This window comes from Paraburkholderia sp. BR14320, from assembly GCF_040948665.1.
Taxonomy (GTDB): domain Bacteria; phylum Pseudomonadota; class Gammaproteobacteria; order Burkholderiales; family Burkholderiaceae; genus Paraburkholderia; species Paraburkholderia youngii.
Genome location: NZ_JBFPKG010000042.1, coordinates 18,306 through 43,997 on the forward strand (window position 1 = coordinate 18,306; position 25,692 = coordinate 43,997).

Below are 25,692 nucleotides of genomic sequence, written 5' to 3' on the forward strand. Positions count from 1 at the left end.
CTCACGAATCAGCCGTGCATGCGCGGCGCCAGGTACAGCACCGCATAGATCGGCAGCCAGCTCAACACGACGAAGTACCAGTAGATCGCGTTCTCGCTGGTGTCGAGCAGCCGTTTGCCTTCGAATGGACCGATCTTCAGCAACAGCGCGAGCACCGCGGTATCGACGGTATCGGTCACGAGGTGCGTGGTATGCAGCCCGAGCAGCAACCAGACGATCGACCCGTAAGCGTTCGCGTACCACATCACGTTCAGCGCCGTGAACTCGAAGCCGCGCAGCACGAGGAAGGCCAGCGCGAACGCGAGACAAACGCTGAGCCACAGGCACGCGCGAGCCCGTTCGCCACGCTCCGCCGCGCGCTTTGCGAGCTGGTTCGGCACGAGGCTCAGCAACAGGACCACCGTGTTCAGCGTGCCCCACAGCAGCGCGGGCGGCGGCGCGTGCATCGGCCACGCCGCGTTCACGCCGCGCAGATAGAAGTACATCGCGACCGCGATCGCGAACACGGTGCCTTCGATCGCCATCAGACCTGCGGTCGCCCACCACATCAGGCTGCGATGGCTGAAGTCGAAGCTCGGCAGCGCGCGCACGTCGAGGGTCGAGACGGTGAGCGCCGGCGCATCATCCGACCCGGCGAGCGCGCGGATGTGCGGCGCTTCGTGCTGCGCTGCACCGGCGCGTGGCGACGGCCAGCGCTCCAGCGCGCGCGCCAGCGCATTACTTGCCCGCGTTGGCCAGAACCACACGATCATCGCCGCGGCGACCGGGACGGTGCCCCACCATACGGCCGTCGGCGTGAAAATCGAGCCTATGAAGAAGATCGTCGTCGCGACAGCGCTCACAAACGGCCAGATCGACGGCGTCGGAAACAGCGGGCGGGTTTCGGCAATCGCATCGAGCGCGCTCGTCGTCAGCACCTCGCGCGCGCCGGCAGTGAGGCCCGACACCGACGCCGGCTGCTGCGTCGGCTCCCACAGCGGATGGCGGCCATGCACGATCGGCAGCACGTCGAAGTTGTGCGGCGGCGGCGGGCTCGGTACGTTCCATTCGAGCGTGCCGCCGCCCCACGGATCGGCCGGCGCAGCGGCGCCCCGCCGGCGGCTGCGTACCACGTTGACGAGGAACAGCAGGACGCCGACGCCCATCAGATACGCGCCGAGCGTCGCCCCCAGATTCATCGTTCCCCAGCCGAGCCCGGCGGGATAAGTCCAGATGCGCCGCGTCATCCCATGCAGTCCAAGCCAGTGCATCGGGAAGAAGGTCACGTTAAAGCCGATGAAGAACAGCCAGAAGTGCCAGCGCCCGAGGCGCTCCCCGAGCATGCGTCCGGTGATCTTGGGAAACCAGTAGTAGAACGCGCCGAACAGCGGAAACACCGCGCCGCCGATCAGCACGTAGTGCAGATGCGCGACCACGAAGTAAGTGTCGTGCACCTGCAGATCCAGCGAGACGGAGCCGAGCATGATGCCGGTCATGCCGCCCAGCACGAGAATGAAGAAAAACGCGAGCACGAACAGCATCGGCGCGCGGAGCCTGAGCTTGCCGGTCAACAGCGTCGCGAGCCAGCAATAGACCTGGATGCCCGACGGTACCGCGATCAGCACGCTCGCCGCCGTAAAGAAACTCTTGCCCAGTTCGGGCACCGCGGTCGCGAACATGTGATGCACCCAGAGTCCGAACGCAAGGAATCCGGTCGCGATCAGCGCGAGCACCATCGCCGGATAGCCGACCACCGGCCGGCGCGAAAACGTCTCGATGATCGACGACATGAAGCCGAGCGCCGGAATGAAGATCAGGTACACCTCCGGGTGTCCGAAGAACCAGAAAAGGTGTTGCCACAGCAGCACGTCGCCGCCGAGCGAAGGGTTATAGAACTGCGTGCTCACCAGCCGGTCCAGGATCAGCGCTGTGCTTGCGAGCATGATGGCAGGCATGGCGAACAGCACCATGAACTGCGTGACGAGCGTCGCCCACGCGAACAAAGGCAACCGGTTCAGCGACATGCCGGGCGCGCGCATCTTCAGAATGGTCGCGATAAGTACGATCGCTTCGAGCAGCGCGGACAGCTCGGTGAACGTGATCATCTGCGCCCAGATGTCGGAGCCCTTGCCGGTCGCATAGTCCGGGCCCGCCAGCGGCACGTAGCTGAACCAGCCCGAGCGCGGCCCCGCACCGATCGCGAACGCGATGTAGAGCGTCAGTCCGCCGAACAGGAACACCCAGTACGCGTACGCGTTCATACGCGGAAATGCGACGCTGCGCGCACCGATCATCAGCGGAATCAGGTAGCCGGCGACCGCCTGCATCACCGGCACGGCGAACAGGAACATCATCGTCGTGCCGTGCATCGTGAACAGCTGGTCGTAGAGGTCGGGACCGACGAGGCGGTTGTTCGGTCGCGCGAGTTGCGTGCGCATCGCGAGCGCGAGCAAGCCTGCCAGCAGGAAGAACGCGAACGTCGTGACGATGAACCGCCGCGCGATCGTTTTATGGTTGATCGCTGAGAACCAGCCAATCACGCCCGGCGGATCGCGCCACGTGTCGGCGAGCAGCGCGCGCGTGTCGGCGGGCGCGTCGGGTCCGTCCTTGATCGCAAGGTCGACGTGCAAGACGGGCGGGCGTTCGAGCGTGCTCATCGTAGCGTTCCGAGCCAGGCGACCAGCGCTTGCCGGTCGGATGCGGGAAGCGGCACGGTCGGCATCGTCGTGCCCGGCTTCGTCGCGTTCGGGTCGCGGATCCACGCCGCGAGGTTCTCCTGCGTGTTCGGCAGAACGCCTGCCGCGATCGTCTGCCGGCTCATCAGGTGTGTCAGGTCTGGGCCGAGCGTGCCTTGCGCCGACGTGCCCCGCACCGTATGGCAGTTCGCACAGCTGGACTGCTCGAAGATCCGCAGACCGCGTTGCACGAGCGCACTGGACGGACTGAGCGCCTCGGTCACCGCGGGCGTGGCCTGCTGTGCGCGCCACTGTGCGTATTTTTCGGGCGTGTCGGCGGTCACGAACATTGCCATCCATGCATGCTGGGCGCCGCAATATTCGGCGCACTGGCCGCGATAAATGCCGGGTTGATCGACGCGGAATTCGATCGTCGAATCGATGCCCGGCAGCATGTCCTTCTTGCCGTGCAAATTCGGCATCCAGAAGCTGTGGACTACATCGGTCGTCTTCAATGCGATGATCACCGGGCGTCCCGCGGGCACGTGAAATTCGTTCGCGGTCGAAAACCCCGGCTGCTGGGCATCGCCGGGATAGTCGACTTTCCACCACCACTGCTCGCCGGTGACTTCGAGGTGCAACGCGTTGTCGACGGGTAAGCGTGACAGCGCGCGATCCGTCAACACGTCGGCGACGATCAGCCCGAGCAACAGCGCGACCGAGGCGATACTGACTGCGGCTACCACGCGCTGCGGTCCGCGTTCGCTCGGGCTAGCGAGCGGCGGGTGCTCGTCGCCTTCTGTATTGGCGCCTCTGTCGGTCCGGCGCACTAGTGCAATCAACATCGCTAATAGAACAGCGGCGAATACCGCTCCGCATACGATCAACGACAGGTTCCACAGCCGCACGATGTGCGCGGCCTGGATGCCGGCCGGATGCAGCGCATCCTGTGGCGAGGGCTGTGCGCGAGCTGCTTCGGCCACGCAGCAAGCGAGCGCAGCCGTGAGCTTTCGCGCATCGAGCGAGTTGGAATGAGGAGCCATGGTCAGATGGGTCCAGCGATATCGACGGTCCCGCGACGGAGAATCAGTTGAGCCGGATTTCTCATGCTCGAATGCTAGTCAAGGCACCAGCTTCACCTTGATCCAACCAGGCTCCCGCCGGTCGAACTCGCGGTACGCCGCGATCGCATCGACTAGCGGCTCGCGCTGGGTCAACACCGCGAGCGGATCGAAGGTGCCGTTGCGTACGAGTTCGATCAACCGCGGCGTCACCGCGCGATGGTTGCAGTTGCCCATGCGCAGCACCAGGTTGCGGTTCATCGCCTCGCCGATCGGAAACACCCGATCGGTCGGCGGATATACACCGATGATCGCCACCGTGCCCGCCTTCGCGACGGCGCGCACCGCCCACTGCAATACCTGCGACGGACCACTCCCGGGCTGCCAGTTGTCCCCGTCGGGCCTCGTTTGCGGCGCGATCTCCCTGACCTCCTGATCGAACTGCTTCTGCTGGTCCTTCGCTTTCTGTGCGGCGGGTCCGTGCTCCGCGCGCACCGCATCGACGCCGACCGCGTCGATCACGCGGTCCACGCCGATGCCGCCGGTCAGTTGGAGGATCATGTCGACCGGGTCTTCGTCGTCGAAGTTGATCACTTCGGCCCCTTGTGCGCAAGCCATGTCGAGCCGGGAAGCAACGCGATCGACCACCAACACCCGGCCCGCGCCCATCAGCTTCGCGCTCGCGATCGCGAATTGCCCGACGGGTCCCGCGCCGAACACCGCGACCGTATCGCCGGTATGAATGCCCGCCAGTTGTGCGCCGAAATAGCCGGTCGGAAAAATATCCGACAGCATGATTGCGCGGTCGTCGTCGATCTCGTCGGGCAACCGGATCAGGCTCGCGTTCGCGAGCGGCGCGCGCGCGAACTGTGCCTGCAAACCCTGAAACGGCCCAGTCGATTTCGGACCGCCGAAAAATGCGGTGCCGGCCGCCGGCCCATGCGGATTCGCGGTATCGCATTGGGCGGTATAACCGGCGCGGCAATACGAGCAGAAACCGCACGAGATCGTTGACGGGATCAGCACGCGGTCGCCCTGACGCAGATTGCGCACCGAGCGCCCTACTTCCTCGACGATGCCGAGTCCCTCGTGCCCGAGGATCGTACCGGGCTCCATCTCGCCGAGCGTGCCGCGCACCATGTGCAGGTCCGTGCCGCAAATCGCGCTCGACGTGAGCCGCACGAGCGCGTCGCTCGGCTGCTGCAATTGCGGGTCCGGCACGTTGTCGAGCCGGATATCGCCGATCCCGTGAAATACCACTGCCTTCATCATTCACCTCCGATGCTCGATGGCGTTAGCGTCCGTCAGATCCTGTCCTGACCGCGCGACTGCCCGGTGTTCTCGTGGTTCCGCGCGCAGCGACGACTTCCGCTTCGCCGGAAGGGGAATCCGTTGTGCGGTCATTCATGCGGTTCCTGGATCGACCAGGTTCCCCCGTCGAGCAAACCCCATACCGAGCCACTCGTCGCGCCGCTCGTTCCGATCTGCCGCACGGTCCGGGGATTGCCCATGTCACGTCAGCAGGTACGAGCACGGCGCGAGCCCGCCCGTGTCCCCGTCGAGGTACGGTGGTTGCTACGTCGCTGGCTGACTAGCTGCACCCCAGGCCAACCGGACTTCCCGATCTTCATGACTGACACCGACACCACGCACGACACGTCTGCCCGTCTGAACGCGATGCGCAGGACGCTGCGTGAGGTGTTCGGCATCAGCCGGCTGCGCCCCGGCCAACGGGAGATCGTCCGCAGCGTGCTCGAACAGCGCGACACGCTCGCGGTGATGCCCACGGGGGCCGGCAAATCGCTGTGCTACCAGTTGCCGGCGTTGCACCTCGACGGTTGGACGCTCGTCGTGTCGCCGCTGATCGCGCTGATGAAAGATCAGTTCGATAAGCTGCGCGAGGCCGGCATCGACGCCTGGCGGATCAATAGCGCGGTGCCGGCTGCCGAGCTGCGCGAGACTTACGACGCGTTGTGCGGCATGCGCCGCGGCATCGTGTTCGTCACGCCCGAGCAGCTGACGCGGTCCGAGCTGCTCGACGCATTGCAGGCGGGCTCGCGCCAGCGCATCAAGCTCGTGGTCGTCGATGAGGCGCACTGCGTATCGCAGTGGGGCCACGATTTTCGCCCGGCGTTCCTGCGCATCGTCGATGCGGTCAACGCGCTCGGCAGGCCGCCGATCCTCGCGCTGACCGCGACGGCGACGCCCGACATCCGCGAGGACATCGTGCGCTCGCTCGGGCTTCACGAGCCGCGCATCGTGAACACCGGTGTGTATCGCGACAACCTTCACTATCGAGTGACGCAGGTGTCGGTGGGTGGCGGTCGACAGCGGGCATCGACGCGCGCGAGAGAGGCGAAGACGGCCGCGTTGCGTACGCTGCTCGCGAGCGGATCCGGCCGAGGCATCGTCTACACGGCGACCGTGCGCGAAGCCGAACGACTCGCGGCGACGGTGCGCAGCTGGGAAGTTGCCGCCGCCTGCTATCACGGCCGCATGTCCGCACGCGAGCGGCACGATGCGCAGGAGCGTTTCGTGTCGGGCGACGTGCGCGTGATGATCGCAACCAACGCGTTCGGGATGGGCGTCGATATTCCCGATATCCGCTTCGTCGTCCATTACCAGATTCCCGGCAGCATCGATGCGTATTACCAGGAAAGCGGACGCGCGGGACGCGACGGCAAGGTTGCGCGCTGCGAGCTGCTGTTCGATCTGAACGATCGGCGCGTGCAGCAGTTTCTCGCGCTGGGCCGCTATCCCGATGCTGCGCTGTTGCGGCGGATCTGCGACGCGCTCGCGCAGCGCGCGAAAGCGCCCGCTGCTGGCGTGACCGCGCGCGAGCTGCTCGACGCGGTGCCGGACGTGGGCCGCAACAAGCTCGCCGTGGCGCTGAAGATGCTGACCGACTCGGGGCACGTATCGCGCAGCCGGCTACAGCGGTATCGGCTACGCGAGCGCGGCCCCGGGCGTGGACGCGATAATGCCGAGGACAGCGCGATCGAGGCCGCGGTCGAACGCTATGCGCAGCTCGCGACCCGCGATCGAGATGCACTCCAGCAGATCATCGATTACGCGCAAACCGGCGGCTGCCGATGGCGCGTGATGCTCGAATATTTCGGCGATGCGCAGGGATTCGAGCGTTGCGGCACTTGCGACAACTGCCTGAACCCGCTCACAGCGACGCTCGAAGCGCAACGAACCGCCGCCGACGATAAACGGCCGCCACGCCACGCCAGCACAAAGGCGCGCTTCGGCCGCGGCGACGCAGTCCGCGTGCGCAAATACGGCTCGGGCCACGTGGTGTTTTCAACCGACGAGCAGGTCGCGGTGCTGTTTCCCGATGGCACGACCCGCACCTTCATGGCGAGGTTCGTGAAGGCCGAGATCGAGTGATGGGCGGCAACGCGACGGACAGTTCTACAGGCGAGACGCTGTGCGCATCATCATTGGGCGCCCTTTTCCCGCGATGGCTTCACTTCGGACAGGTCTTCTTCTTTGACTTCTGCTTGCCGCACGTTCGTGCCGTCATCGCCGGATTCGGAAATGTCCGTTTCGAACGTGCCTTCGTTGCCCGTGTCGGCGTCGGCAGGTTTCGGCGTTTTCGGCTGTTGTTGCTGGGTCGTCATGATTTGCTCCTTGCAGTGTCACACGGCGCGTGATGCCGCGCGTGAACATCACTCAGCATGGACGATGCCCGGGAGCGCAAGACGTTTCATCGCCACGAAGTTCGCACTCACAAGCAGGCGCGAATTGCCTGTCGTGTGCGCCAGATAGCTGGAACTCGTATGGGCCGTACCGGATTCGAACCAGTAACCAACGGATTAAAAGTCCGCTGCTCTACCAGTTGAGCTAACGGCCCGGCGAGCCAGATCGTCACCCGCTGCGGGGTAATCCTGGCGTCGGTGCTAGCCGATGTCGATGGCTCGTTCAGTCGGTACGCACTTCGATGCGGTGCGGTCGCGCTTCGTCGCGGCGCGGTATCGTCAGCTTCAATACGCCGTCCTTCAGATTGGCTTCGATTTTCGACGCATCGAAGTCAGCGCTCATCGAGAACGCCCGCGCGAAGTGCGGCTGACGGATCTCCGCATGCTGCAGACGCAGTTCCGCCGGGGTCGGCACCATCGCCTCGGCTTCGATGTACAGGTTGCCATCGTGGACCTTGACCTCCAGCCGCTCCCTCGTCACGCCCGGCAGATCCGCCCACAGCGTGATGCCGTGGCTGTCCTCGAAGATGTCGACCGGCGGCGTCAACGTGATCCGGCGTTGCGATGCCTCACCGTCGCGCTGGGTCACCGCCGTTTGCTCCTTTCTGGCGAGTTCAGTCGTGTCGTTCATGATGTCCTCCGTAGTCCTGTCGGTGCTCACTGAACGGTGATCGCGCGCGGCTTCGACGCCTCGCTTTTGCCGATGCTCACCATCAGGCATCCATTGGTGTACCGCGCGCTCACCTTGCCAGGGTCCGCGTTTTGCGGAAGCTCGACCACGCGCCGGAAACTGCCGGCGAATCGCTCCTGTGCATAGGTGCGCGCATCGTCGCCGCGGGTTTCCGGTTGCGAGCTCGCGCGCTCGCCGCTGATGGTCAGCAAGCCCTTGTCTAGCGATACTTCGAGCCTGGCCGGATCGACCCCCGGCGCGAACGCGACGACCTCGATCGAGTCGTCGGTCGAACCGATGTTGATCTGCGGGAAGGCGCCAGCGCGGCCCGAACGGATACTGGAAGGGAAGCCGCCGAAGAGGCTCGCCATCTGCCGTTGCAGACGGTCGAACTCGCTGAACAGATCGGCCCCGAAGTAAAGGTCACTCATGATCGTTTCCTCCTTCGATGCAGCACGGAAACGAACCGGCCTACGCGCTCCAGTCCGTCTGCCGGGCTGCGGCAAACAAATCGAAACACGCAGCGCGCCGCATGGCGGGCGCGACTGCCTGAGCGGAATTTAGAATAGTATGCACGGTGAAAATTTCAAGGTGGGTGGCGCAAAATTTTGATCTTGAATTCGGCTCAGTGCGCACTATTTTTACGACACTCCGACGAACCATGCGAGGACTTCATGGAATTCGAACATGACTGGCTCACCCTTGGTCGGCACCGAATCCGGTTGCGCTCAACGAAGGGTTTTCCAACCGAGACGATGCGCTCGGCCGCCGAAGTCATCCGGCTGGCGATCGATAACAATATGAGCGCCCGCGCGCGGCTGGTAGAAGTGGTATTCCGGCAGGAGTCGGCTTACGAAATCTCTGTCGGCACCACTTTCGCGGACGATCGGCTTTGCGTGCCGCAGCTGGAAGCGGCGATCGCGACGGTGTTGGGCTTGCAGCTGGACCAGATCAATATCTTCGTGACGGTGGTTACGCAGGAAGAGGTCGACCTGCACTTCGGCGTCTACGAAAGAATGCTGGCCGAAAAACTCGGCGTTGTGCCGCCGATCCAGTAGGGAGAGATGGATGATTGAGCCAATCGAATTTCTCACCACGATAGATGCCGCTCGCGACGGTTACGATCGATCAATCTGACGGTAGAAAGAACCAACGCTACGACGGTCCGCTGCGACTCGCCTGCCGACTAGCTCGTTCGGCCGGGCATGGGGGTAGCGCGTCGGTCAGATGAGTTCACGAAGCTTGTAATACCACATGCCCAGAACCAGGGCCGGTGTGCGTAGTCTCTTGCCGCCCGGAAACCGCCGATGCCTGATGCGGCTGAATACGTCGAAGCGGGAAGCATCGCCGCCGATCGCGTCCGCCAGAATCTTGCCGGCCATTCCCGCGAACACCAGCCCATGTCCGGAGAAGCCTTGCACATAGTAGAGGTTGTCGCCGATACGACCGAGATCCGGCGCGCGGTTCATCGTGATGTCGACAAAGCCGCCCCATGCATATTCGATCTTCACATCGGCGAGCTGCGGAAAAACGCCCGTCATGCGTCTGCGCATGCGGTCGATCAGATTGCGCGGCGTGGTGGCGTCATACGATTCGCCTGCACCGAACAGCAAACGATGATCCGCGCTGAGCCGGAAGTAATCGAGTATCAGGTTGTTGTCGGACGCCGCGGCGCGGCCCGGCATCAGCGCGTCGGCCCGCGCACTGGTAAGCGGTTCCGTCGCGATCATGTAGGTGCCCACGGGCATGATGCGGGCTTCGATCTCCGGTGCGGGATGATCGCCGAACTCTCCTAGATAAACGTTTCCAGCCATTACCACACGGTCGCACGACACCTCTCCCTCGGCTGTCTTCACGACAGGCCGAGCGCCCCGATCGAGCCGCGACACGGCGGAATTTTCGAAAATCCTGACGCCCGCGCGACGCGCCGCCTCGCCCAGACCAAGGCAATAAAGAAGCGGATGAAGATGGCCAGACCCGGCGTCGTACACGCCCGCGGCGAACCGCTGCGACGTTATATGAGCGCCGAGCGCCGTGCGGCCCAGCCATTCGAGCGGGTAGTCGTAGCGGTCGCGCGTGCGCCGCACCCAGTTCATCAGCTGTTCGGCCTTCCGATCGCTGACGGCAAGCGTCAGATATCCGCGCCGATAATGGCAATCGATGCCGAAGCGCGCAAGCCGATCTTCCAGCAGTCGCATGCCCTCCAGCGACACGTCCCACGCCCTTCGCGCGACCTCGCGGGAGCACTGATGTTCGATCGCATCTTCACCCTCGGCGCCGAAGCCGACAATCGCGTGCCCGCCGTTACGCCCGGACGCCCCCCAGCCGATGCGCTGCGCCTCCAGCAATGCCACCTCGAAGCCACGCTCGGCTAGCTCCAGCGCACACGAAAGCCCCGCATAGCCACCGCCGATCACGCACACGTCCGCGTTGAGCTTCTCCTGCAATGGTGGCCCAGGCTGCGCACGGGTGACGCTCGCCTCGTAATACGAGTCCTCGACAACGCCCTGTTCCTTGTTCAACAGTGACGACATAAGCCGGTCTCCGAAGGTCTTCTCGCTATGGAACGCGTATGTTGAGAAATTGCCAGGGATCGTCGTCGCAGGGCGAATCGAAAAGTAGCGAGCGTTGCGCGAGCGGCGTCCATGAATCATAGACGCCAATCATCTCGCCCAGATAGGGTCGCGCGACCCGCATCACGGTTTGGTAGTCGATGTCGTCCGGCTCGACTACACCGGCGTCCGGATTCCCGAGCGCCCATACGATGCCGGCCAGGATACCGGCCACCACTTGCAGGCTCGTTGCGTCGTTATGCGGCGCGAGTCGACGGGCTTGGGGCGTGGTCAGACGGGAGCCGTACCAGTAGACTCCGTTGTCGTTTCCCATCAACAGCACGCCGAGTTCGTCGGCGCCATCGACGATCTCATCGCGCATGATCCGCTTATGGTCCTGCAGGCGCCAGCCCCGTCCGGCGAATTCGTCGATTGAAAGAAACGCATCGTCGCAGGGCCGGTAAGCGTAGTGCACCGTCGGACGGTAGATCACTTCGCCATCCTTGCGAAGTGTCAGATGGTCGGCGATGGAGATCGACTCTCCGTGGGTAATCAGGAACCCGTGATAACTACCGGCGAGCGGTGTCCAACTGCGTACGCGGGTCGCGAGTCCCGGGCGTTGCAGGTAGATCGCCGCATCACTGCCGAATCCGTGCCGGCGCGCGTCCGCAGGCCAATGCCGTTCATGCGTACCCCATCCAAGTTCCGCCGGCTGCATGCCCTCTTCCACGAAAGCATCGACGGACCACGTATTGACGAACTCGTTTCGCGCCTTGCGGCACTTGGCGACCTGGAAGTCCCGCTCCGCTACGTGAATCGCCTTGATGTTCAGCCGGTGTGCGAGCGCAGCCCAGTCCTCGTAGCTGCGCAGCGCCGTTGGCTCGATGCCGCTGTTGGAGGCCATATCGAGCAGCGCCTGTTTGACGAACGCCGAAGCCAGTCCGGGGTTAGCGCCTTGCGTGAGAATGGCGGTCGGACCGTCGCGCTTGTCGAGGCGAAAGGCCAGCAAAGCTTCCCGAAGCGCATAGTTGCTGCGCTTCGAGGCGGAACGATCGGGATCGGTCGACTCCCCTTCCCATGGCTCGATGGATGTGTCGAGATACAGCGCGCCACGAGACCAGCAGAAGCGCACGAGCGATTCGCTCGACACGTTCACCGACAGATTCAGCACGAGGTCGCCTCTTTTGACGTAGCCAGCGAGCAGCACCTCGAAGTTGTTCTCCGACAGCGCCTGCTCGACGACGCTCAGCCCGCATTCGCGAGCGATCGTCGTATCGTTGCCGGGCGGGCAGAACACGGTCACGCGTTCCGGGCAAACCTCGATGTGTCTGAAAAGAATCGGTAACAGCGAACTCGCGATGCTTCCTAATCCAATGATCACAATATTGCCGTGACAAACGGCGTGCTTTGTCCAATTCACCTGCGCGCTCATCTCTGCTCCCCAACCACAGCGCTTCGGTATGCGCCTGTTCTCGTGCCCGGTCGTTGTGATCCTTCGTGTCGGTCCGTACCAACCCGCTAGCATTCCGCATTCCGCATGCTGCTGCCCGCCTCGCGCTTACGGCCGCGGCGGTTCGCCGGGAACGCTCGTTGCTCGACGTGCATCGTCAATACGAAACGCATAACGGAGACAGCCATGGGCTGCGCACTTGTCGCGGCCGAACGGCGCGACCCGTTCATTGGCGGGAGAAAAGCGATGTCCATTCAGGAATATGCGCCGTATCGCGGCTGCAATATCGAGGTGAACGTCACGCTATCGAAGACGCATTGGCTCGGCGGTAAATATCGCCGTTTTCGTGTGTCATGGACCGTGACGTTGCCCGGCAATCCGCACCAGGAAGTGGTCAGTTTTCCGGAACAGTTCGATTTTCTGACTGAGCGGGAGGCGTTCAGGTATGGAGAAAATCGGGCGCACACCTATATCGATTCGATGTTGTCGACGCCGTCTCAAAGGCGCAGGCTGCGCGAGCCGGTCGCGCAGCCCGGCACACGCCATGAGGTTTGATGGCCCGAGCCGGCGCGCGCTCTTTTGCCGAAGGCGGGCCAGCCGTCGCGTGACGCGCAAGGCTCGTCGCAGCTGCGGGAAAGTCGATGCCGAGACTTCCCGCCGTTCATACACGTCCAGCGGCAGCGTGACGTTGCGCACCTGCGCACGACCCATGCCGCGCGGGAACCCGGTTGTAATATGCTAACCAGCAGCTGCTCCGCGAGCGGCTTGGGCGACACCAATGGAGCTCGACGGAGCCCCATGGAGGGACAGCATGAGAGGCTTCCTTCTGGCATTGGCATGCGCGTGCGAGCTGTCGGCGGCCACGGCGCAGGATTTATCGCCTGCCCCCAGGACTGCAGCGCCGGTCGCCGCGACGGACTTCCTGGCCATGGCGAAGCGAGTGGTCGACGCCGCTTCGCGACCCGCTGCACCCTGGAGCGGGCCGCGCAACGGCCCGCGCGCGCAATCCGGAAAACGTATCGCGGTGGTCGCCGAGGATTTGCGCAACGGCGGCATCCTCGGGGTGGTCGATGGTGTGCTGGAGGCGGCCAAGGTCATAGGCTGGCGCGTCAAGATCTTCGATTCCGGCGGTACGACCGACCTCCGTCTGAAGATGCTCGCCAATGCGCTGGCAGGCCACCCGGACGGTCTGATCCTCGCCGGGGGCGACGCATATGCGCTGCTCCCCGCACTGCGGCCGTTTGCCGACAGCGACATCCCGATCGTCGGCTGGCACGTGGCGGGGCGGGCCGGACCGGTGCCGGGCACGCCCGTCGCGATGAACGTCTCGACGGACCCGCTCGAGGTTGCGCGGGTGACCGCGCTCGCGGCCATCGTGCAGTCGGCCGGACATGCGGGCGTCGCCATCTTCACGGATACCGGTTTTCGGATCGCACAGGAAAAGGCGGACGCAATGGCTGCTGTGGTTCGCGCGTGCAGCGGCTGTACCCTGCTCGAAGTGCGCGACGTGGCGATCTCGCGCAGCGAGAAGCTGGTGCCAGAGGCGACACGCGCGCTGCTCGCGCGTTACGGCCCGCGCTGGACCTGTGCGCTCGGGATCAACGACATCTACTTCGACTACGCCGTGCCGGTGTTGACGCAGGCGGGCATACCAAACGCCGCAATGATCATGCTGTCGGCCGGCGACGGCAGCGAGTCCGCCTTCCTGCGCATCCGCACCGGTACGTTCCAGACGGGGACCGTCGCCGAACCCCTGAATCTGCACGGCTGGCAGTTGGTCGACGAACTGAACCGGCTGTTCGCCGGAGAAGGCGTGACGGGTTACGTGAGCCCCGTGCATCTCGTAACGGCGGACAACATCGCCGCTGACGGCGGCGATCGCCTGCTCTACGATCCTGACAACGGCTATCGCGACATTTATCGTCGGATCTGGCAACGCCCGTGAAACTGCCATTCCCACAATCGCTGACCGCCCAGTTTGCGCTCGTTGCCTCGTGCCTGGCCGCGCTGGTGGTCGTGGTCGGCGCCACGTCGATCTATTCGTTGGCCACTTCGGCCTTCTCGATCCGTCAGCTGGCCGAAGAGCGGCTCGCCCGCCTCGTGGATGCGCAGGATCTGGTGCAGCACACGCTGACGATCGAACGCCTCGCGTTGCAGCTGTCCAGCGACGATACGGTCGAAGCGGTGCGCGACACGCATCGGCAGGTGCTCGAACAGTTGGCATCGTTCGACGGCCTGGTCGACCGGCTGGCCTCGGCGACCACGAGCGAAGACCCTGGTGTCGACCCGCTGACACTTTATCGGTCGAGCCAACGCTTTCGCAACATCGTCAACATCGAGGCGCAAGTGCGCGAGACCGCGCTCGCCCGCCGGGGTGCCTCGGCGGCGGCGCAACCGGCGGGTGTGTCGCTGGCCAGCCTCGACGCGGATCTGCGCGGCGCGGCCGACGCTCTCGCCGCCGCGGCGCACCGGCAGTCGGATGACTTGACGAGCGAATACCGCGAAGCAGTCCAGGATCTGGCCGCTCGCGCAGATCGCACACGCAAATGGGTGGCCGGCGGACTCGCTGTCAGCCTGTTGCTCACCTGGCTCATCGCCCGCGAATTCCTCGGGCGCCATGTCGTGGCGCGCCTGCGCCGCGTCAGCCATTTTCTGCGACATGGCGATGCCGGGAACACGCAAGCCGGCGTGCCCGTGCACGGCGGCGACGAGATTGCCGATATGGCGCGTGCTGTCGAGCAGTTCCTGGAAGACCGACGCCAACGCCGCCAGGCCGAGCAGGCGCTAAAGGAGCTCAACGCCGGACTCGAGGCGCGCGTCGCCCAGCGCACGGCGGAACTCAGTACGGCGCTAGCGGGTCAGGCCGACGAAATCGCCGAACGTCAGCACGCCGAAGATGCGCTTCGGGAAAGCGAGAACTTTCTTAACAGCATCATCGAAAACATCCCGGACACGGTCTTCGTCAAGGAGGCCGAGACCTTGCATTTCGTGCGCTTCAACAGGGCGGCGGAGCAACTTCTCGGCTACCGGCGCGAGGAACTCCTCGGCCGCTCCGTCCATGACCTGTTTCCCGCCGACGAGGCCAATTTCTTCACGCTGAAGGATCGCGCGGTGCTGGAGTCGCGGCAAATGATCGACATACCGGAGGAGCCGGTTCATACGCGACATGGACTTCGCGTCCTGCACACGATGAAGATCCCGATCGTCGATGTGCGCGGCGAGCCCCGGTTCCTGCTCGGCATCTCACGTGATATCACGGAGCAAAAGCATGCCGAAGCGGAGTTGCGGCGCTATCGCGAGCACCTCGAAGACATGATTCGCGAGCGGACAGCGGAGCTGGCCGTTGCCAAGGAGCGTGCCGATGCGGCCAACCAGGCAAAGAGCGAGTTCCTGGCGCACATGAGCCACGAGCTACGCACGCCGCTCAACGGCATTCTCGGGTACGCGCAAATCCTCAAGCGCGACACGACCCTCGATCAGCACCAGCTCGACGGACTGGCAGTCATTCAGCGCAGCGGCGAACACCTGCTTACGCTCATCGACGACATCCTGGATATCGCCAAAATCGAGGCCGGGCGAATGGAACTCAATTTGTCCGACGTCCCGCTCGAACAGTTCGTCTCCTTTATCGCCGAGACGATACGGGTGAAGGCCACGGAAAAAGGCCTGGCCTTCGCTTGCGAGATGCCGCCCGATCTGCCCGCGTGTGTGCGGGTGGACGAAATACGGTTGCGCCAGGCGTTGCTCAACCTGCTCTCGAACGCGATCAGATTTACCGAGCAGGGAACCGTGCGTCTGCGCGTCGCTTTCACCCCGCCGACGCGACTATGTTTCGAAGTCCGGGACACCGGCATCGGCATAGATCAAGGGCGTCTGGAGGAAATCTTCAGTCCTTTCGAGCAGGTCAGCGAGGACCGTCATCGCTTTGGCGGTACGGGCCTCGGGCTAGCCATTAGCCGGCAACTCGTGCGCCTGATGGGAGGCGAGATCCATGTCGAAAGTCGCCGCGATATAGGCAGCACGTTTTCGATCGAGCTGGACGTCGAGGTGGTGGCGCCTTGCGCGGCTGTCGCCGTGTCCGAACGGATCGTGAGCGGCTACAAAGGGCCGCGCAAGACTATCCTGGTCGTGGATGACGTGGCGGAGAACCGCGCCGTGATGGTCGATATGCTCGGTCCGCTCGGATTCGACATGGCGGAAGCTGCTAACGGATCTGAAGCGATGGAGAAAATCGAATCACTGCATCCTGCGCTAGTCCTGATGGATGTGGTCATGCCCGAGACTGACGGCCTCGAAGCCACGCGTCGCTTGCGCCAGATGGCCGAATTCCGGGATCTTCCGATCGTCGCGGTCTCCGCTCGCGCGTCGAGAACCGACGCGGCGCAAAGTCTGGAGGCCGGCGCAAATGCCTTTCTGGCCAAACCGATCGACTTCGGCCAGCTATTGTCCGCCGTCGCGGCGCTCCTGAATGTCGAGTGGATCGATGCAGCTTCAGAGGCACAAGTCAGTGAAGCGGGCCCATCGGCTGTACCTGCCGCCGCGCCTCTTCCCGACCACTTGAAGGCGCCCCCGCCGGAGGAAATTCAAGCGCTGCACTACCTCGCGCGACTCGGCGATATGCGTGCCATTACGCAACATGCCCAGCACTTGACCGAGCTCGACGAGCGCTATCGACCCTTCGCGGACCACCTCTGCAGGTTGGCGAAGGCTTACCAGTCCAAGTCGATTCTCAACTTCGTCGAGCAATATCTGGAAGGAGAATAACTCCGAAGATTTGCGCCGCGGAGCGGGAATCGCTTCGTCTTACGTTCTAGCAGCATCGAGCGGAATGTGAATCGAAACCATCGTGCCCGCGCCGGGCGCGGTTTCGATCGAAAGCGATCCGCCGATCAGCCGCGCGCGCTCGTTCATGCCGAGCAGGCCATATGAATAGTCGCGCCTCACGACTTGCTGGTCGAAGCCGCGGCCGTCGTCACGCACCTGCAGTAAGAGCTTCGCCGCCGTCGATACGAGCGTCACCTCGACATGTGTGGCGTCGGCATGCCGCGCGACGTTCGTCAGCGACGCCTGTGCGATGCGGAACAGGGCCGTCGCATGAGCGTCGGACAGCGCCGGGTCACCGCCTTCGATACGCAATTCACACGCAATCGCATGGCGGCGGTTGAACTCCTCGACAAGCCATTCGAGCGCGGACACGATGCCGAAGTTGAGCGCGGCGGGCCGCAAATGGCTCGCGACATTGCGCACCATCGAGATCGTGCCTTCGACCAGTTGACGCATATCATCGGCTTTTTTCGACGCTTCCGCGTCGTGCGTTATGCGCATCTTGAGCAGCGACACGTCCATCTTGAGCGCAGTCAGCAATTGGCCCAGTTCGTCGTGAATCTCCATCGCAATGCGCTTTCTCTCCTCCTCGCGAATCGCCTCCATATACGCGGACAGTTCGCGCTGCTGCTCGCGCGATTCGACGAGTTCCTGTTCCATCTGCTTGCGGCCCGTAATGTCGTTCAGGCCGACATAGATCGCGGGAGAATCGTCGTAAGTCGCGACGCGCGCCGTCGCCATCGCCCAGAACCGTGTATCGTCCGCGCGCCGGAACTGTATCTCCCTATCGCGCAAGCTTCCCTCCGCGCGCAGATGCTCGATCACACGCTCGCGCTCCCCCCGGTCGGCGTAGAAATCCGCGATATTGACGGACACGTGTTCGTCCATGCCGAAGAGTTCACGCAGCGGCTGATTCGTGTACAGGATCTGCCCATCAGGCATCGACGTGATGCACAGCGGCACCGGGCTCGTTTCGACAATCGCGCGAAAGCGCGCCTCGCTTGCCTGCAAGCACACGTTGGCGCGCGCGAGTTCTTCCGTACGCAACGCGACACGCCGCTCGAGATCGTCGCGCGCTTGCGATAACGCAGCCTCCGTTTCCTTGCGCATCGCGACTTCCGCCAGCAGTTGCCGGTTTTGCGCGAGAACCTGCTTGTGCATCACCCGCAGTTCGAGATGCACGCCGACGCGCGCGACCATCTCGTCGACGCGCAACGGCTTGGTCACATAGTCGACGCCACCCGCCAGAAAACCTTCGACGCGGTCCTCGTTGCCGGTCAGCGATGTCATGAACAGGACGGGAATATCGCGAGTGCGCTCATCGAGCTTGAGGCGTCGACAGGTCTCGAAGCCGTCGATGCCCGGCATCTTCACGTCGAGCAGGATCACATCGGGCTGAGAGAAGACCGCGCGGTCCAACGCTTCGATACCGTCGAGCGCCACCAGCACGCGAATGCCTCGCGCTTCGAGACTGTCGACGACTACGCCGAGATTGCCCGGCGTATCGTCGACTATCAGAATGGTGCCGGTCTGCGCAACCGGGGTGGCGAAATGGCTCATGATGCGGTGTTCCCTTTGAGAGACCGCTCAACGAGTTGCAGGGTGTCCTATTCTGCACTCGATGCCAGAGCCTGGTCCATCACGCGCTCACCGGCTCTGGAACGACCGATGAAACAGCCGCGCCGCGGCCTCACTGCCGCTGCACGCCGCTCGCACGATTTTCTCCGCTCTTCCGGGCTGTTAGCTGCGTTGCGGTTCGCTATTCCGCCAGCCCTCCCACCACGGTGAGCCGCCGGACTGCGCGAGACTCGGTCAGTTCGTCGATCAGGTCGGCTACTTCGCACAGCGCGCGAAAGTCATACTCGTTGATCTGCTCCGCGTGATTGCGACGCAATTCGCGCATCGTTTCGCCCAGCCGTTTGAGCGCGGCAGGCGTGCTGTCGATCAGCGGCCAGCAGTGCATCAAATATGCGAGCGATTTCACGCTGCGCGCCTCGCACCACGTGTCGAACAGTCGTAGACATATCGAGTCGATCTGTTCGACGACGTTCTCCCGCTCCGACAGATAGCCCATCATGACCCATCAATTCGACATTGCATTCCGATACGTCATCATCTATGAGCGGAAGTTGTGTCGCATTCAGCGCAGGCTGGAAAACCACGGTTAGAGATCCTGATTCGCGTGTCAGGAAACCCTGAGTGACGATGAGGCGACAGCCGGCCGGCATTGCGAGCATCGCTCCGGTTTGGTTAGGCGCCCTCACCGCCCGCGATCGCTTTAAGCCGGCGATAAAGCGTGCGCTCGCTCAAACCCAATTGCGCGGCAAGCTCACTGCGTTTCCCGCGGAATTGCGCCGCCGCGCTCGCGAGCTCCGCATCGGTGAGCTTGCGCGGCAGGCCCGGACCCACGGCCAGCGATTCCTTCGCCGCGCCGGAAGTCTTATCGCGGACCGCCTCCGGCAAGTGTTCCGGGCGGATCACACCACCGTCGGCGAGCAGGTTGGCGCGCTCGAGCACGTTGCGCAATTCGCGGATGTTGCCGGGCCACGCATAGGCACCCAACAGCGCCAACGCCTCCGCCGAAATCGACGCCTTATGCGACGACCCGCTTCGCGTCGACGCAATGCGCGTCAGGATCGAATCCGCGAGCAGCGCGATGTCGTCGACACGCTCGCGCACCGCGGGCAAATGAATCGGAAACGCACTGATCCGGAAATACAGATCAGCGCGGAACTGGCCGTCCGCGACCATCCGCTCGAGCGGCTTGTGCGTGGCCGCGACGAGCCGGAAGTCGGCACGCAGCATATCGGTACTGCCCACGCGCCTGAAGGTGCCCGTTTCGATCAGCCGCAACAGCTTCACCTGAATGGATAGCGGCACGTCGCCGATTTCATCGAGAAACAGCGTGCCGCCCTGCGCGGTTTCGACGAGACCCTGCTTACGGCTCGTCGCGCCGGTGAACGCGCCCTTCTCGAAGCCGAACAACTCGCTTTCGAACAGCGTCTCGGTAATGCCCGAGCAATCCACCACGACGAACGGCCCCTGGGCGCGGCTGCTCGCCTCATGCAGCGCATGCGCGAACAGCTCCTTGCCGGTGCCCGATTCGCCGAGCAGCAGAACGGGCAGCATCGAAGGCGCGACGCGCTGCAAAGCAGAAATCGCCTCGTTGAACGCCGGCGCGCGCCCGACCAGACCTTCGGAGCTTGGCCGCGCGGACGCGCTCCTGACCGTGGCGAGACGCTCGACATAGGCGACGATGCGCGCGTGGCGGTCGAAGATCGGCCGCAACTCGACGTCGACGTGCTCCGGGCCTCTCGGTGTGTGATGGATATGCAGCACGCGATCCGCGCTGCGATTTTCCGTCGCGCGTTTCATCGGGCAGTGCTCGCCCGCCTGATCGCACGGCACGTCGTAGTGATGCGAAACCTGATAGCAGCGGCGGCCGATGTGCGCCTGGCCTTCGACGCCGAACTGGCGCTGATAGGCGCTGTTCGCGGCCAGAATCTGATAGTGCGGATCGAGCACGATCGCCGGTTGCGGATCGTGCTCCAGATATGACACGAGCGTGCTCACGTCGGGTACCACCGTGGGCACGCCGTCAGACGCGCCAGGGGATTGCGACGGAAGCTCGGTCGAAGGGGGCGGCGCAATGTCGGGCGGGATCATCGTGATTACTCCTTGGCTGCCGCAATATACGCCGGAACTGCCATTTCTGCCACGACTGCCAAATGGCAGTGACTCTTTGCCACGGGTGAGGCCGAGCGTCGTGCAGACGCCTCTTCAATTCGCCATATCGCGCGCGATAAACCTCTAAAAATCAGTGCATTACAACCGAGGGCCGTGACGCTGCGGCTTGGTGGCACGACTCCTGCATTGGTGGGCGCCTCGGACTGGCTTAGTCCGCTATCGTGAGGAACCACCGAAATGGCAACCGGCAAGCTCGCCGTCGAGGGCTTCTTCGATCCTGCGACATCGACCGTCAGCTATCTGCTGATGGATGCAGGCACGAGGAATTGCGCATTGATCGACACCGTGCTCGACTACGACCCGAAGTCGGGACGCACCTGCACCGCAACCGCGGATCGCCTCGCCGCGCGCGTGGAGTCGCTCGGCGCGCGCGTGCAATGGATACTCGAAACCCACGTGCACGCCGATCACCTGTCGGCCGCGCCCTATCTGAAAGCGCGGCTCGGCGGTCAGATCGCAATCGGCGCGCAGGTGACGCGCGTGCAAGCCGTGTTCGGCAAGCTGTTCAACGCGGGTCCCGGGTTTCGCACCGATGGCTCGCAGTTCGATCGCCTGTTCGACAACGACGAGACGTTCAACGTCGGCGATCTGTCCGTGCGCGTGATGCACACGCCAGGCCACACGCCCGCCTGCGTGACCTATGTCGCGAGCGACGGCAGCGAAGAAGCCGCGTTCGTCGGCGACACGCTGTTCACGCCCGACTACGGCACCGCGCGCTGCGATTTTCCGGGCGGCGATGCGTCAGCGCTGTATCGCTCGATTCAGCGCATCCTCGGTCTCGCGCCGCAAACCCGCCTGTATCTGTGCCACGACTACCAGCCGGGCGGCCGGCCGCTGCTGTTCGAGACCACGGTGGCCGAGCAGCGCGAGCAGAACATCCACGTCCGCGACGGCATCGACGAAGCGTCGTTCATCGCGATGCGCACGGCCCGCGACGCCACGCTCACGATGCCCACGCTGATCCTGCCGTCGGTGCAGGTCAACATGCGAGCGGGCCACCTGCCGCCGCCCGAAAGCGATGGCGTGTCGTACATCAAGGTACCGGTCGATGCGCTGTGAGCGCGGCGGCCTGGAACAAACAAGAGGACCCTACATGCGCAACACGAAACTCACGGACCCTTCGAACCCAGCGGCCGACACGCTCGCCGCCGCATCGCAACGGATGCGGCCGACGCACCGGCACGACGTGGTGATCGTCGGCGCCGGCGCGGCCGGTATCGCAACGGCGTCGAGCCTGCTTACGCGCAGCCCCGATCTCGACATCGCGGTCATCGATCCCGCCGACACGCACTATTACCAGCCGGGCTGGACGATGGTAGGCGCCGGCGTATTCCACCCGGAAACGACGGCCCGTCCGATTTCCAGCGTGCTGCCCGCGAACGTGAAGTGGATCAAGGCTGCCGTCACGCACTTCGAGCCGGCGCAAAACCTCGTGATTCTCGACGGCTCGCGCGCCGTCGAATACCGCCAGCTGGTGGTGTGCCCCGGCCTCAAACTCGACTGGAACGCGATCGACGGCCTCGTCGACACGCTCGGGCGCAACGGCGTCACGTCCAATTACCGCTACGACCTCGCGCCGTACACGTGGAAGGTGACGCAGCAGCTCGAAACGGGTCGAGCCATTTTCACGCAGCCGCCGATGCCGATCAAATGCGCCGGCGCGCCGCAGAAAGCGATGTATCTCGCGTGCGATCACTGGCGCCGCAGCGGGCGGCTGCAACATATCGGCGTCGAGTTTCGTAACGCCGGCGCGGCGCTGTTCGGCGTCGCCGACTACGTGCCCGCGTTGATGCAATACGTCGAGCGTTACGGCATCGCGCTGAACTTCGGCTCCACGCTGAGTGCGGTCGATGGCGACGCAAAGATGGCGAGATTCACGCATACGCTAGCCGACGGCAGCAAGGAAACCTTCGAGACCGGCTTCGACATGCTGCACGCCGTGCCGCCGCAAAAGGCGCCCGACTTCATCCGCGACAGCGCGCTCGCGGATGCGTCCGGCTGGCTCGACGTCGATCAGGCCACGTTGCAGCATAAGCGCCACGAAAACATCTTCGGACTCGGCGATGCGACCAACACGTCCAACGCGAAGACCGCCGCCGCCGCGCGCAAGCAGGCGCCGGTCGTCGCGCACAACGTGCTCGCCTCGCTGGGCGCGGCGAGCGGCGTCGCGATCTACGACGGCTACGGCTCCTGCCCGCTCACCGTCGAGCGCGGAAAGATCGTGCTCGCCGAGTTTCTGTATGGCGGCAAGGTCGCGCCGACGTTTCCGGCGTGGCTCATCGACGGCAAAAAGCCATCGCGGCTCGCGTGGCTGCTGAAAGAGCGGATCCTGCCGCCGCTCTACTGGCGCGGCATGCTGAAGGGACGCGAATGGCTCGCTAATCCGCAACTGGCGGACTGAGCGCCGGCACGCACTGCTCACGGGGTCTTCGATGCTGTTGTCTCTCGTTCTCGGCGCGCTGGTGGGCGCCACTCTCGGGCTGACCGGCGCCGGCGGCGGCATTCTTGCCGTGCCCGCGCTCGTGTTCGGCATGGGCTGGCCGCTGCAGCAGGCCACGCCGGTCGCGCTCGTCGCGGTGGCCGGCAGCGCAGCGGTGGGCGCGCTCGAGGCGTTTCGCAAGCGGCTCGTCCGCTATCGCGCCGCGCTGCTGATGGCCGCCGCGGGGGTGCCCGCCACCGCCGCCGGCGCGCGCCTCGCGCATGCGTTGCCGCACCGCGTGTTGCTCGCGCTGTTCGCCGCGGTGATGCTGGTCGTCGCGTTCCGGCTGCTGCGTCAGACGCGCGCGCGCCGCACGTCGCGCGAGCCGCAATCGTCGATGTGCGTCGCGCATGTCGACCCGGCCACCGGCCGTTTTCGCTGGACCTGGCCGACCGCAGCCGCACTCGCGGCCACCGGTTCGCTGACCGGATTGATGACCGGTATGCTCGGTGTCGGCGGCGGCTTCATCATCGTGCCGATGATGCGCAAGCTGACTGACGTGTCGATGCACGGCATCGTCGCGACCTCGCTGATGGTGATCGCGCTCGTCGGCAGTGGCGGCGTTCTCGCGACGGCCACGCACGGCGCGACACTTCCACTCGAAGTCGCGTTGTGGTTCACTGGCGCCACCGCCGCCGGTATGCTCAGCGGACGGCTCGCGTCGCATCACATCGCCGCCCATCATGTGCAGTTGGGCTTTGCGAGCATCCTCGTGTGCGTGGCGCTCGGCCTGCTGGTCAAAGCGGCGCAGATGTAAGCGCTGCCGCAACCCACCCAACAATCAAACAGAGCGAACGATGATAGATTTCGACCATTTCACCCCGATCGCCTCCCTGTGCGGAGGCCTGCTGATCGGCGTCGCGGCTGCGGCGATGGTGCTTTTGCTGGGCCGCATCGCCGGAATCAGCGGGATAGTCGGCGGCCTGCTGCGCTGGACGAAGCGCGACGGCGCATGGCGCGTCGCCTTCGTTGCCGGGCTGATCGTTGCGGCGCTGATCGCGCGCGCGGTCGATGCGCCCGTCGCGATCACCGTCGACGCATCGTGGCCCGCCGTGATCGCGGCCGGCTTGCTGGTCGGCATCGGCACCCGCTACGGCAGCGGCTGCACGAGCGGACACGGCGTGTGCGGCATTTCACGCGGCGCCACGCGCTCGCTCGTCGCGACGGCGACGTTCATGGCGGCCGGCTTCGTCACCGTCTATATCATTCGACATCTTCTCGGAGCCTAAGATGGCAACAGCTGTTTCATTCCTATGCGGGCTGATGTTCGGCATCGGCCTGCTGTTGTCGGGCATGGCCAACCCTGCGAAAGTGCAGGGCTTCCTCGATATCGCCGGACGCTGGGACCCGTCGCTCGCGTTCGTGATGATGGGCGCGGTGGCCGTCGCGGCAATCGGTTTCGCGATCGCCAAGCGCCGCGACAAGTCGCTGCTCGGATCGCCGATGCGGATTCCCACGTCGACCCACGTCACGGCAAGACTGGTGCTGGGCAGTGCCGCGTTCGGCGTCGGTTGGGGAATTGCCGGGTTCTGTCCCGGCCCCGCGCTCGTCGCGCTCGGGCTCGGGTCGGCCAAAGCGTGGGTGTTCGTGGCCGCGATGATCGCGGGAATGGCCATCTTCGAGTTATTCGAACGGCGCAGGCAGACGGCCTTGGCGACGGGTTCTTAACCTGAGCTTAAGGCGCGGCAGTGTACGATCTGTTTCACCAGAAACCAACTCACAGGCGCCCCCTATGCAAGTCTCGACTGAACACCGCTATGACATCGTCGCACGTTTGCTCCATTGGCTCGTCGTCGGGCTGGTTGCCGCGCAGTTCGTGATCGGCTGGACGATGCCGGACGTGCACCGCGATACGGTGCCGGACGGTGAAATCGCCTGGCACCTTGGCGTCGGCACCGCATTGCTCGCCGCGATGGTGTTGCGGGTGCTGTGGCGCGTGACTCACCCGTCGCCGCCGGACAATCTGCCGCCGCTGTTTCGCGTCGCTTCAAAAGTCACCCACCTTGCGCTGTACGTGCTGCTCGTGCTGGTGCCGCTGCTCGGCTGGATCAACGCTTCGTCGCGCACGTGGACGGTCCGCCTCGGCGGCCTTGTTTCGTTGCCTTCACTGTCGGCACCGGGCTCCTCGTTCGGGCATGCGATGGGCGATGTGCACGGCGTTCTCGCGTGGGTGCTGTTCGGTGTCATCTGCCTGCATATCGCTGCGGCAATGTTTCATCAGTTCGTCTCCGGCGACCGCGTTCTACAGCGCATGAAGATCTAGCGATCGCGTATAGCCAAAGCCGCGGCAACTCAACAAGGTCCCTCTCGATCTCCCGCCTTGCGCGTTCAAGCGCATGCGCGGGAATAAATCGGCGTGCGCGCTCGTTCTGGAGTCTGGAGAAAGCGCTCCGCGCAGGCAAGCATCAACCGCAACGCGGCATCAGCTTGCCCCACTACGCCGATGTAAACGCGACGCCGGTCATGCCGAGCGCGAAGTGCGATGCTGTCGCCCAGTTTCCGCAGTGGGCAGGGGTTCGTGCGCGCTGCGCATGACCGAATGCGGAACTGG

The 25,692-nt window shown here is 64.3% G+C and carries 22 protein-coding genes and 1 tRNA gene; 11 read left to right on the plus strand and 12 right to left on the minus strand.

Annotation, left to right across the window (positions count from 1 at the left end; genetic code table 11):
* Window positions 1-8: 8 nt before the first annotated feature.
* The 3 genes from ctaD to AB3X89_RS29365 form a co-directional block, all read right to left on the minus strand.
* The gene (gene ctaD, locus AB3X89_RS29355) at window positions 9-2,636 is read right to left on the minus strand and encodes a cytochrome c oxidase subunit I (RefSeq protein WP_368586410.1); all 2,628 of its coding nucleotides are present in this window, start codon (window positions 2,634-2,636) and stop codon (window positions 9-11) included.
* Window positions 2,633-3,697, minus strand: coding sequence for a cytochrome c oxidase subunit II (gene coxB / locus AB3X89_RS29360; RefSeq protein WP_368586411.1), 1,065 nt, complete (start codon window positions 3,695-3,697; stop codon window positions 2,633-2,635). The genes ctaD and coxB overlap by 4 nt, the downstream gene beginning before the upstream one ends.
* 78 nt (window positions 3,698-3,775) lie before the next feature.
* A complete protein-coding gene (locus tag AB3X89_RS29365) occupies window positions 3,776-4,984 on the minus strand; it encodes a zinc-dependent alcohol dehydrogenase (RefSeq protein ID WP_368586445.1) in 1,209 nt (402 codons plus the stop codon).
* Between the two features lie 360 nt (window positions 4,985-5,344).
* On the opposite strand from AB3X89_RS29365, the gene AB3X89_RS29370 reads away from it, so the two are divergent.
* Window positions 5,345-7,108: an ATP-dependent DNA helicase RecQ gene (locus tag AB3X89_RS29370; RefSeq protein WP_368586412.1), complete on the plus strand. Its 1,764-nt coding sequence runs from the start codon at window positions 5,345-5,347 to the stop codon at window positions 7,106-7,108.
* 50 nt (window positions 7,109-7,158) lie between these two features.
* On the opposite strand, the gene AB3X89_RS29375 is transcribed toward AB3X89_RS29370, so the two are convergent.
* The 4 genes from AB3X89_RS29375 to AB3X89_RS29390 form a co-directional block, all read right to left on the minus strand.
* Window positions 7,159-7,341, minus strand: coding sequence for a hypothetical protein (locus AB3X89_RS29375; RefSeq protein ID WP_368586413.1), 183 nt, complete (start codon window positions 7,339-7,341; stop codon window positions 7,159-7,161).
* 160 nt (window positions 7,342-7,501) lie between these two features.
* Window positions 7,502-7,574 (minus strand) — tRNA-Lys (locus AB3X89_RS29380).
* Between the two features lie 68 nt (window positions 7,575-7,642).
* Window positions 7,643-8,050, minus strand: coding sequence for an Hsp20/alpha crystallin family protein (locus AB3X89_RS29385; protein WP_368586414.1), 408 nt, complete (start codon window positions 8,048-8,050; stop codon window positions 7,643-7,645).
* 26 nt (window positions 8,051-8,076) lie between these two features.
* Complete coding sequence (locus tag AB3X89_RS29390) at window positions 8,077-8,520, minus strand: Hsp20/alpha crystallin family protein (protein ID WP_368586415.1); 444 nt, start codon at window positions 8,518-8,520, stop codon at window positions 8,077-8,079.
* A 243-nt stretch (window positions 8,521-8,763) separates the two neighbouring features.
* On the opposite strand from AB3X89_RS29390, the gene AB3X89_RS29395 reads away from it, so the two are divergent.
* The gene (locus tag AB3X89_RS29395) at window positions 8,764-9,147 is read left to right on the plus strand and encodes a hypothetical protein (RefSeq protein WP_368586416.1); all 384 of its coding nucleotides are present in this window, start codon (window positions 8,764-8,766) and stop codon (window positions 9,145-9,147) included.
* A gap of 165 nt (window positions 9,148-9,312) precedes the next feature.
* Here AB3X89_RS29395 and AB3X89_RS29400 read toward each other — a convergent pair whose 3' ends face one another.
* Both AB3X89_RS29400 and AB3X89_RS29405 read right to left on the minus strand, forming a co-directional pair.
* Window positions 9,313-10,623, minus strand: a complete 1,311-nt coding sequence (locus AB3X89_RS29400; protein ID WP_368586417.1) for an NAD(P)/FAD-dependent oxidoreductase — start codon at window positions 10,621-10,623, stop codon at window positions 9,313-9,315.
* Window positions 10,624-10,648: 25 nt separating this feature from the next.
* Entirely contained in the window at window positions 10,649-12,073 is a 1,425-nt protein-coding gene (locus tag AB3X89_RS29405) for a homospermidine synthase (RefSeq protein ID WP_368586418.1), read from the minus strand.
* A 105-nt stretch (window positions 12,074-12,178) separates the two neighbouring features.
* Here AB3X89_RS29405 and AB3X89_RS29410 point away from each other — a divergent pair, with 105 nt between their 5' ends.
* The 3 genes from AB3X89_RS29410 to AB3X89_RS29420 all read left to right on the plus strand — a co-directional run bounded on the left by AB3X89_RS29410 (window position 12,179) and on the right by AB3X89_RS29420 (window position 16,855).
* Entirely contained in the window at window positions 12,179-12,646 is a 468-nt protein-coding gene (locus tag AB3X89_RS29410; RefSeq protein ID WP_368586419.1) for a hypothetical protein, read from the plus strand.
* A 256-nt stretch (window positions 12,647-12,902) separates the two neighbouring features.
* Window positions 12,903-14,036, plus strand: a complete 1,134-nt coding sequence (locus AB3X89_RS29415) for a substrate-binding domain-containing protein (protein ID WP_368586446.1) — start codon at window positions 12,903-12,905, stop codon at window positions 14,034-14,036.
* Window positions 14,033-16,855 (plus strand): ATP-binding protein, encoded by a 2,823-nt coding sequence (locus AB3X89_RS29420; RefSeq protein ID WP_368586420.1) that lies wholly within the window; start codon window positions 14,033-14,035, stop codon window positions 16,853-16,855. Before AB3X89_RS29415 ends, AB3X89_RS29420 begins: the two co-directional genes overlap by 4 nt.
* Before the next feature lie 39 nt (window positions 16,856-16,894).
* Here the strand turns inward: AB3X89_RS29420 and AB3X89_RS29425 are convergent, their stop codons facing one another.
* The 3 genes from AB3X89_RS29425 to AB3X89_RS29435 all read right to left on the minus strand — a co-directional run bounded on the left by AB3X89_RS29425 (window position 16,895) and on the right by AB3X89_RS29435 (window position 20,581).
* Complete coding sequence (locus AB3X89_RS29425) at window positions 16,895-18,475, minus strand: response regulator (RefSeq protein ID WP_368586421.1); 1,581 nt, start codon at window positions 18,473-18,475, stop codon at window positions 16,895-16,897.
* Between the two features lie 199 nt (window positions 18,476-18,674).
* Entirely contained in the window at window positions 18,675-18,992 is a 318-nt protein-coding gene (locus tag AB3X89_RS29430) for a hypothetical protein (protein ID WP_368586422.1), read from the minus strand.
* 173 nt (window positions 18,993-19,165) lie between these two features.
* Window positions 19,166-20,581, minus strand: coding sequence for a sigma-54 interaction domain-containing protein (locus AB3X89_RS29435; protein WP_368586423.1), 1,416 nt, complete (start codon window positions 20,579-20,581; stop codon window positions 19,166-19,168).
* A 258-nt stretch (window positions 20,582-20,839) separates the two neighbouring features.
* Between AB3X89_RS29435 and AB3X89_RS29440 the strand changes: the two genes are divergently transcribed.
* The 6 genes from AB3X89_RS29440 (at window position 20,840) to AB3X89_RS29465 (ending at window position 25,404) form a co-directional block, all read left to right on the plus strand.
* Window positions 20,840-21,721, plus strand: a complete 882-nt coding sequence (locus AB3X89_RS29440; RefSeq protein WP_368586424.1) for an MBL fold metallo-hydrolase — start codon at window positions 20,840-20,842, stop codon at window positions 21,719-21,721.
* A gap of 34 nt (window positions 21,722-21,755) precedes the next feature.
* A complete protein-coding gene (locus AB3X89_RS29445; RefSeq protein ID WP_368586425.1) occupies window positions 21,756-23,063 on the plus strand; it encodes an FAD/NAD(P)-binding oxidoreductase in 1,308 nt (435 codons plus the stop codon).
* A 31-nt stretch (window positions 23,064-23,094) separates the two neighbouring features.
* Window positions 23,095-23,898, plus strand: a complete 804-nt coding sequence (locus AB3X89_RS29450) for a sulfite exporter TauE/SafE family protein (RefSeq protein WP_368586426.1) — start codon at window positions 23,095-23,097, stop codon at window positions 23,896-23,898.
* A complete protein-coding gene (locus tag AB3X89_RS29455; RefSeq protein WP_368586427.1) occupies window positions 23,825-24,370 on the plus strand; it encodes a YeeE/YedE family protein in 546 nt (181 codons plus the stop codon). Before AB3X89_RS29450 ends, AB3X89_RS29455 begins: the two co-directional genes overlap by 74 nt.
* Window position 24,371: 1 nt before the next feature.
* Window positions 24,372-24,809 carry a DUF6691 family protein gene (locus tag AB3X89_RS29460; RefSeq protein ID WP_368586428.1) on the plus strand — a complete coding sequence of 146 codons (438 nt, stop codon included), beginning with the start codon at window positions 24,372-24,374 and terminating at the stop codon, window positions 24,807-24,809.
* A 64-nt stretch (window positions 24,810-24,873) separates the two neighbouring features.
* Window positions 24,874-25,404, plus strand: coding sequence for a cytochrome b (locus tag AB3X89_RS29465; RefSeq protein WP_176385292.1), 531 nt, complete (start codon window positions 24,874-24,876; stop codon window positions 25,402-25,404).
* Window positions 25,405-25,692 lie beyond the last annotated feature (288 nt).

Coding starts and splice junctions, on each gene's coding strand:
- ctaD (WP_368586410.1), bottom strand. CDS start 2,636: ATGAGCACGCTCGAACGCCCGCCCGTCTTGCACGTCGACCTTGCGATC.
- coxB (WP_368586411.1), bottom strand. CDS start 3,697: ATGGCTCCTCATTCCAACTCGCTCGATGCGCGAAAGCTCACGGCTGCG.
- AB3X89_RS29365 (WP_368586445.1), bottom strand. CDS start 4,984: ATGAAGGCAGTGGTATTTCACGGGATCGGCGATATCCGGCTCGACAAC.
- AB3X89_RS29370 (WP_368586412.1), top strand. CDS start 5,345: ATGACTGACACCGACACCACGCACGACACGTCTGCCCGTCTGAACGCG.
- AB3X89_RS29375 (WP_368586413.1), bottom strand. CDS start 7,341: ATGACGACCCAGCAACAACAGCCGAAAACGCCGAAACCTGCCGACGCC.
- AB3X89_RS29385 (WP_368586414.1), bottom strand. CDS start 8,050: ATGAACGACACGACTGAACTCGCCAGAAAGGAGCAAACGGCGGTGACC.
- AB3X89_RS29390 (WP_368586415.1), bottom strand. CDS start 8,520: ATGAGTGACCTTTACTTCGGGGCCGATCTGTTCAGCGAGTTCGACCGT.
- AB3X89_RS29395 (WP_368586416.1), top strand. CDS start 8,764: ATGGAATTCGAACATGACTGGCTCACCCTTGGTCGGCACCGAATCCGG.
- AB3X89_RS29400 (WP_368586417.1), bottom strand. CDS start 10,623: ATGTCGTCACTGTTGAACAAGGAACAGGGCGTTGTCGAGGACTCGTAT.
- AB3X89_RS29405 (WP_368586418.1), bottom strand. CDS start 12,073: ATGAGCGCGCAGGTGAATTGGACAAAGCACGCCGTTTGTCACGGCAAT.
- AB3X89_RS29410 (WP_368586419.1), top strand. CDS start 12,179: ATGCTGCTGCCCGCCTCGCGCTTACGGCCGCGGCGGTTCGCCGGGAAC.
- AB3X89_RS29415 (WP_368586446.1), top strand. CDS start 12,903: ATGAGAGGCTTCCTTCTGGCATTGGCATGCGCGTGCGAGCTGTCGGCG.
- AB3X89_RS29425 (WP_368586421.1), bottom strand. CDS start 18,475: ATGAGCCATTTCGCCACCCCGGTTGCGCAGACCGGCACCATTCTGATA.
- AB3X89_RS29430 (WP_368586422.1), bottom strand. CDS start 18,992: ATGATGGGCTATCTGTCGGAGCGGGAGAACGTCGTCGAACAGATCGAC.
- AB3X89_RS29435 (WP_368586423.1), bottom strand. CDS start 20,581: ATGATCCCGCCCGACATTGCGCCGCCCCCTTCGACCGAGCTTCCGTCG.
- AB3X89_RS29440 (WP_368586424.1), top strand. CDS start 20,840: ATGGCAACCGGCAAGCTCGCCGTCGAGGGCTTCTTCGATCCTGCGACA.
- AB3X89_RS29445 (WP_368586425.1), top strand. CDS start 21,756: ATGCGCAACACGAAACTCACGGACCCTTCGAACCCAGCGGCCGACACG.
- AB3X89_RS29450 (WP_368586426.1), top strand. CDS start 23,095: ATGCTGTTGTCTCTCGTTCTCGGCGCGCTGGTGGGCGCCACTCTCGGG.
- AB3X89_RS29455 (WP_368586427.1), top strand. CDS start 23,825: ATGTGCAGTTGGGCTTTGCGAGCATCCTCGTGTGCGTGGCGCTCGGCC.
- AB3X89_RS29460 (WP_368586428.1), top strand. CDS start 24,372: ATGGCAACAGCTGTTTCATTCCTATGCGGGCTGATGTTCGGCATCGGC.
- AB3X89_RS29465 (WP_176385292.1), top strand. CDS start 24,874: ATGCAAGTCTCGACTGAACACCGCTATGACATCGTCGCACGTTTGCTC.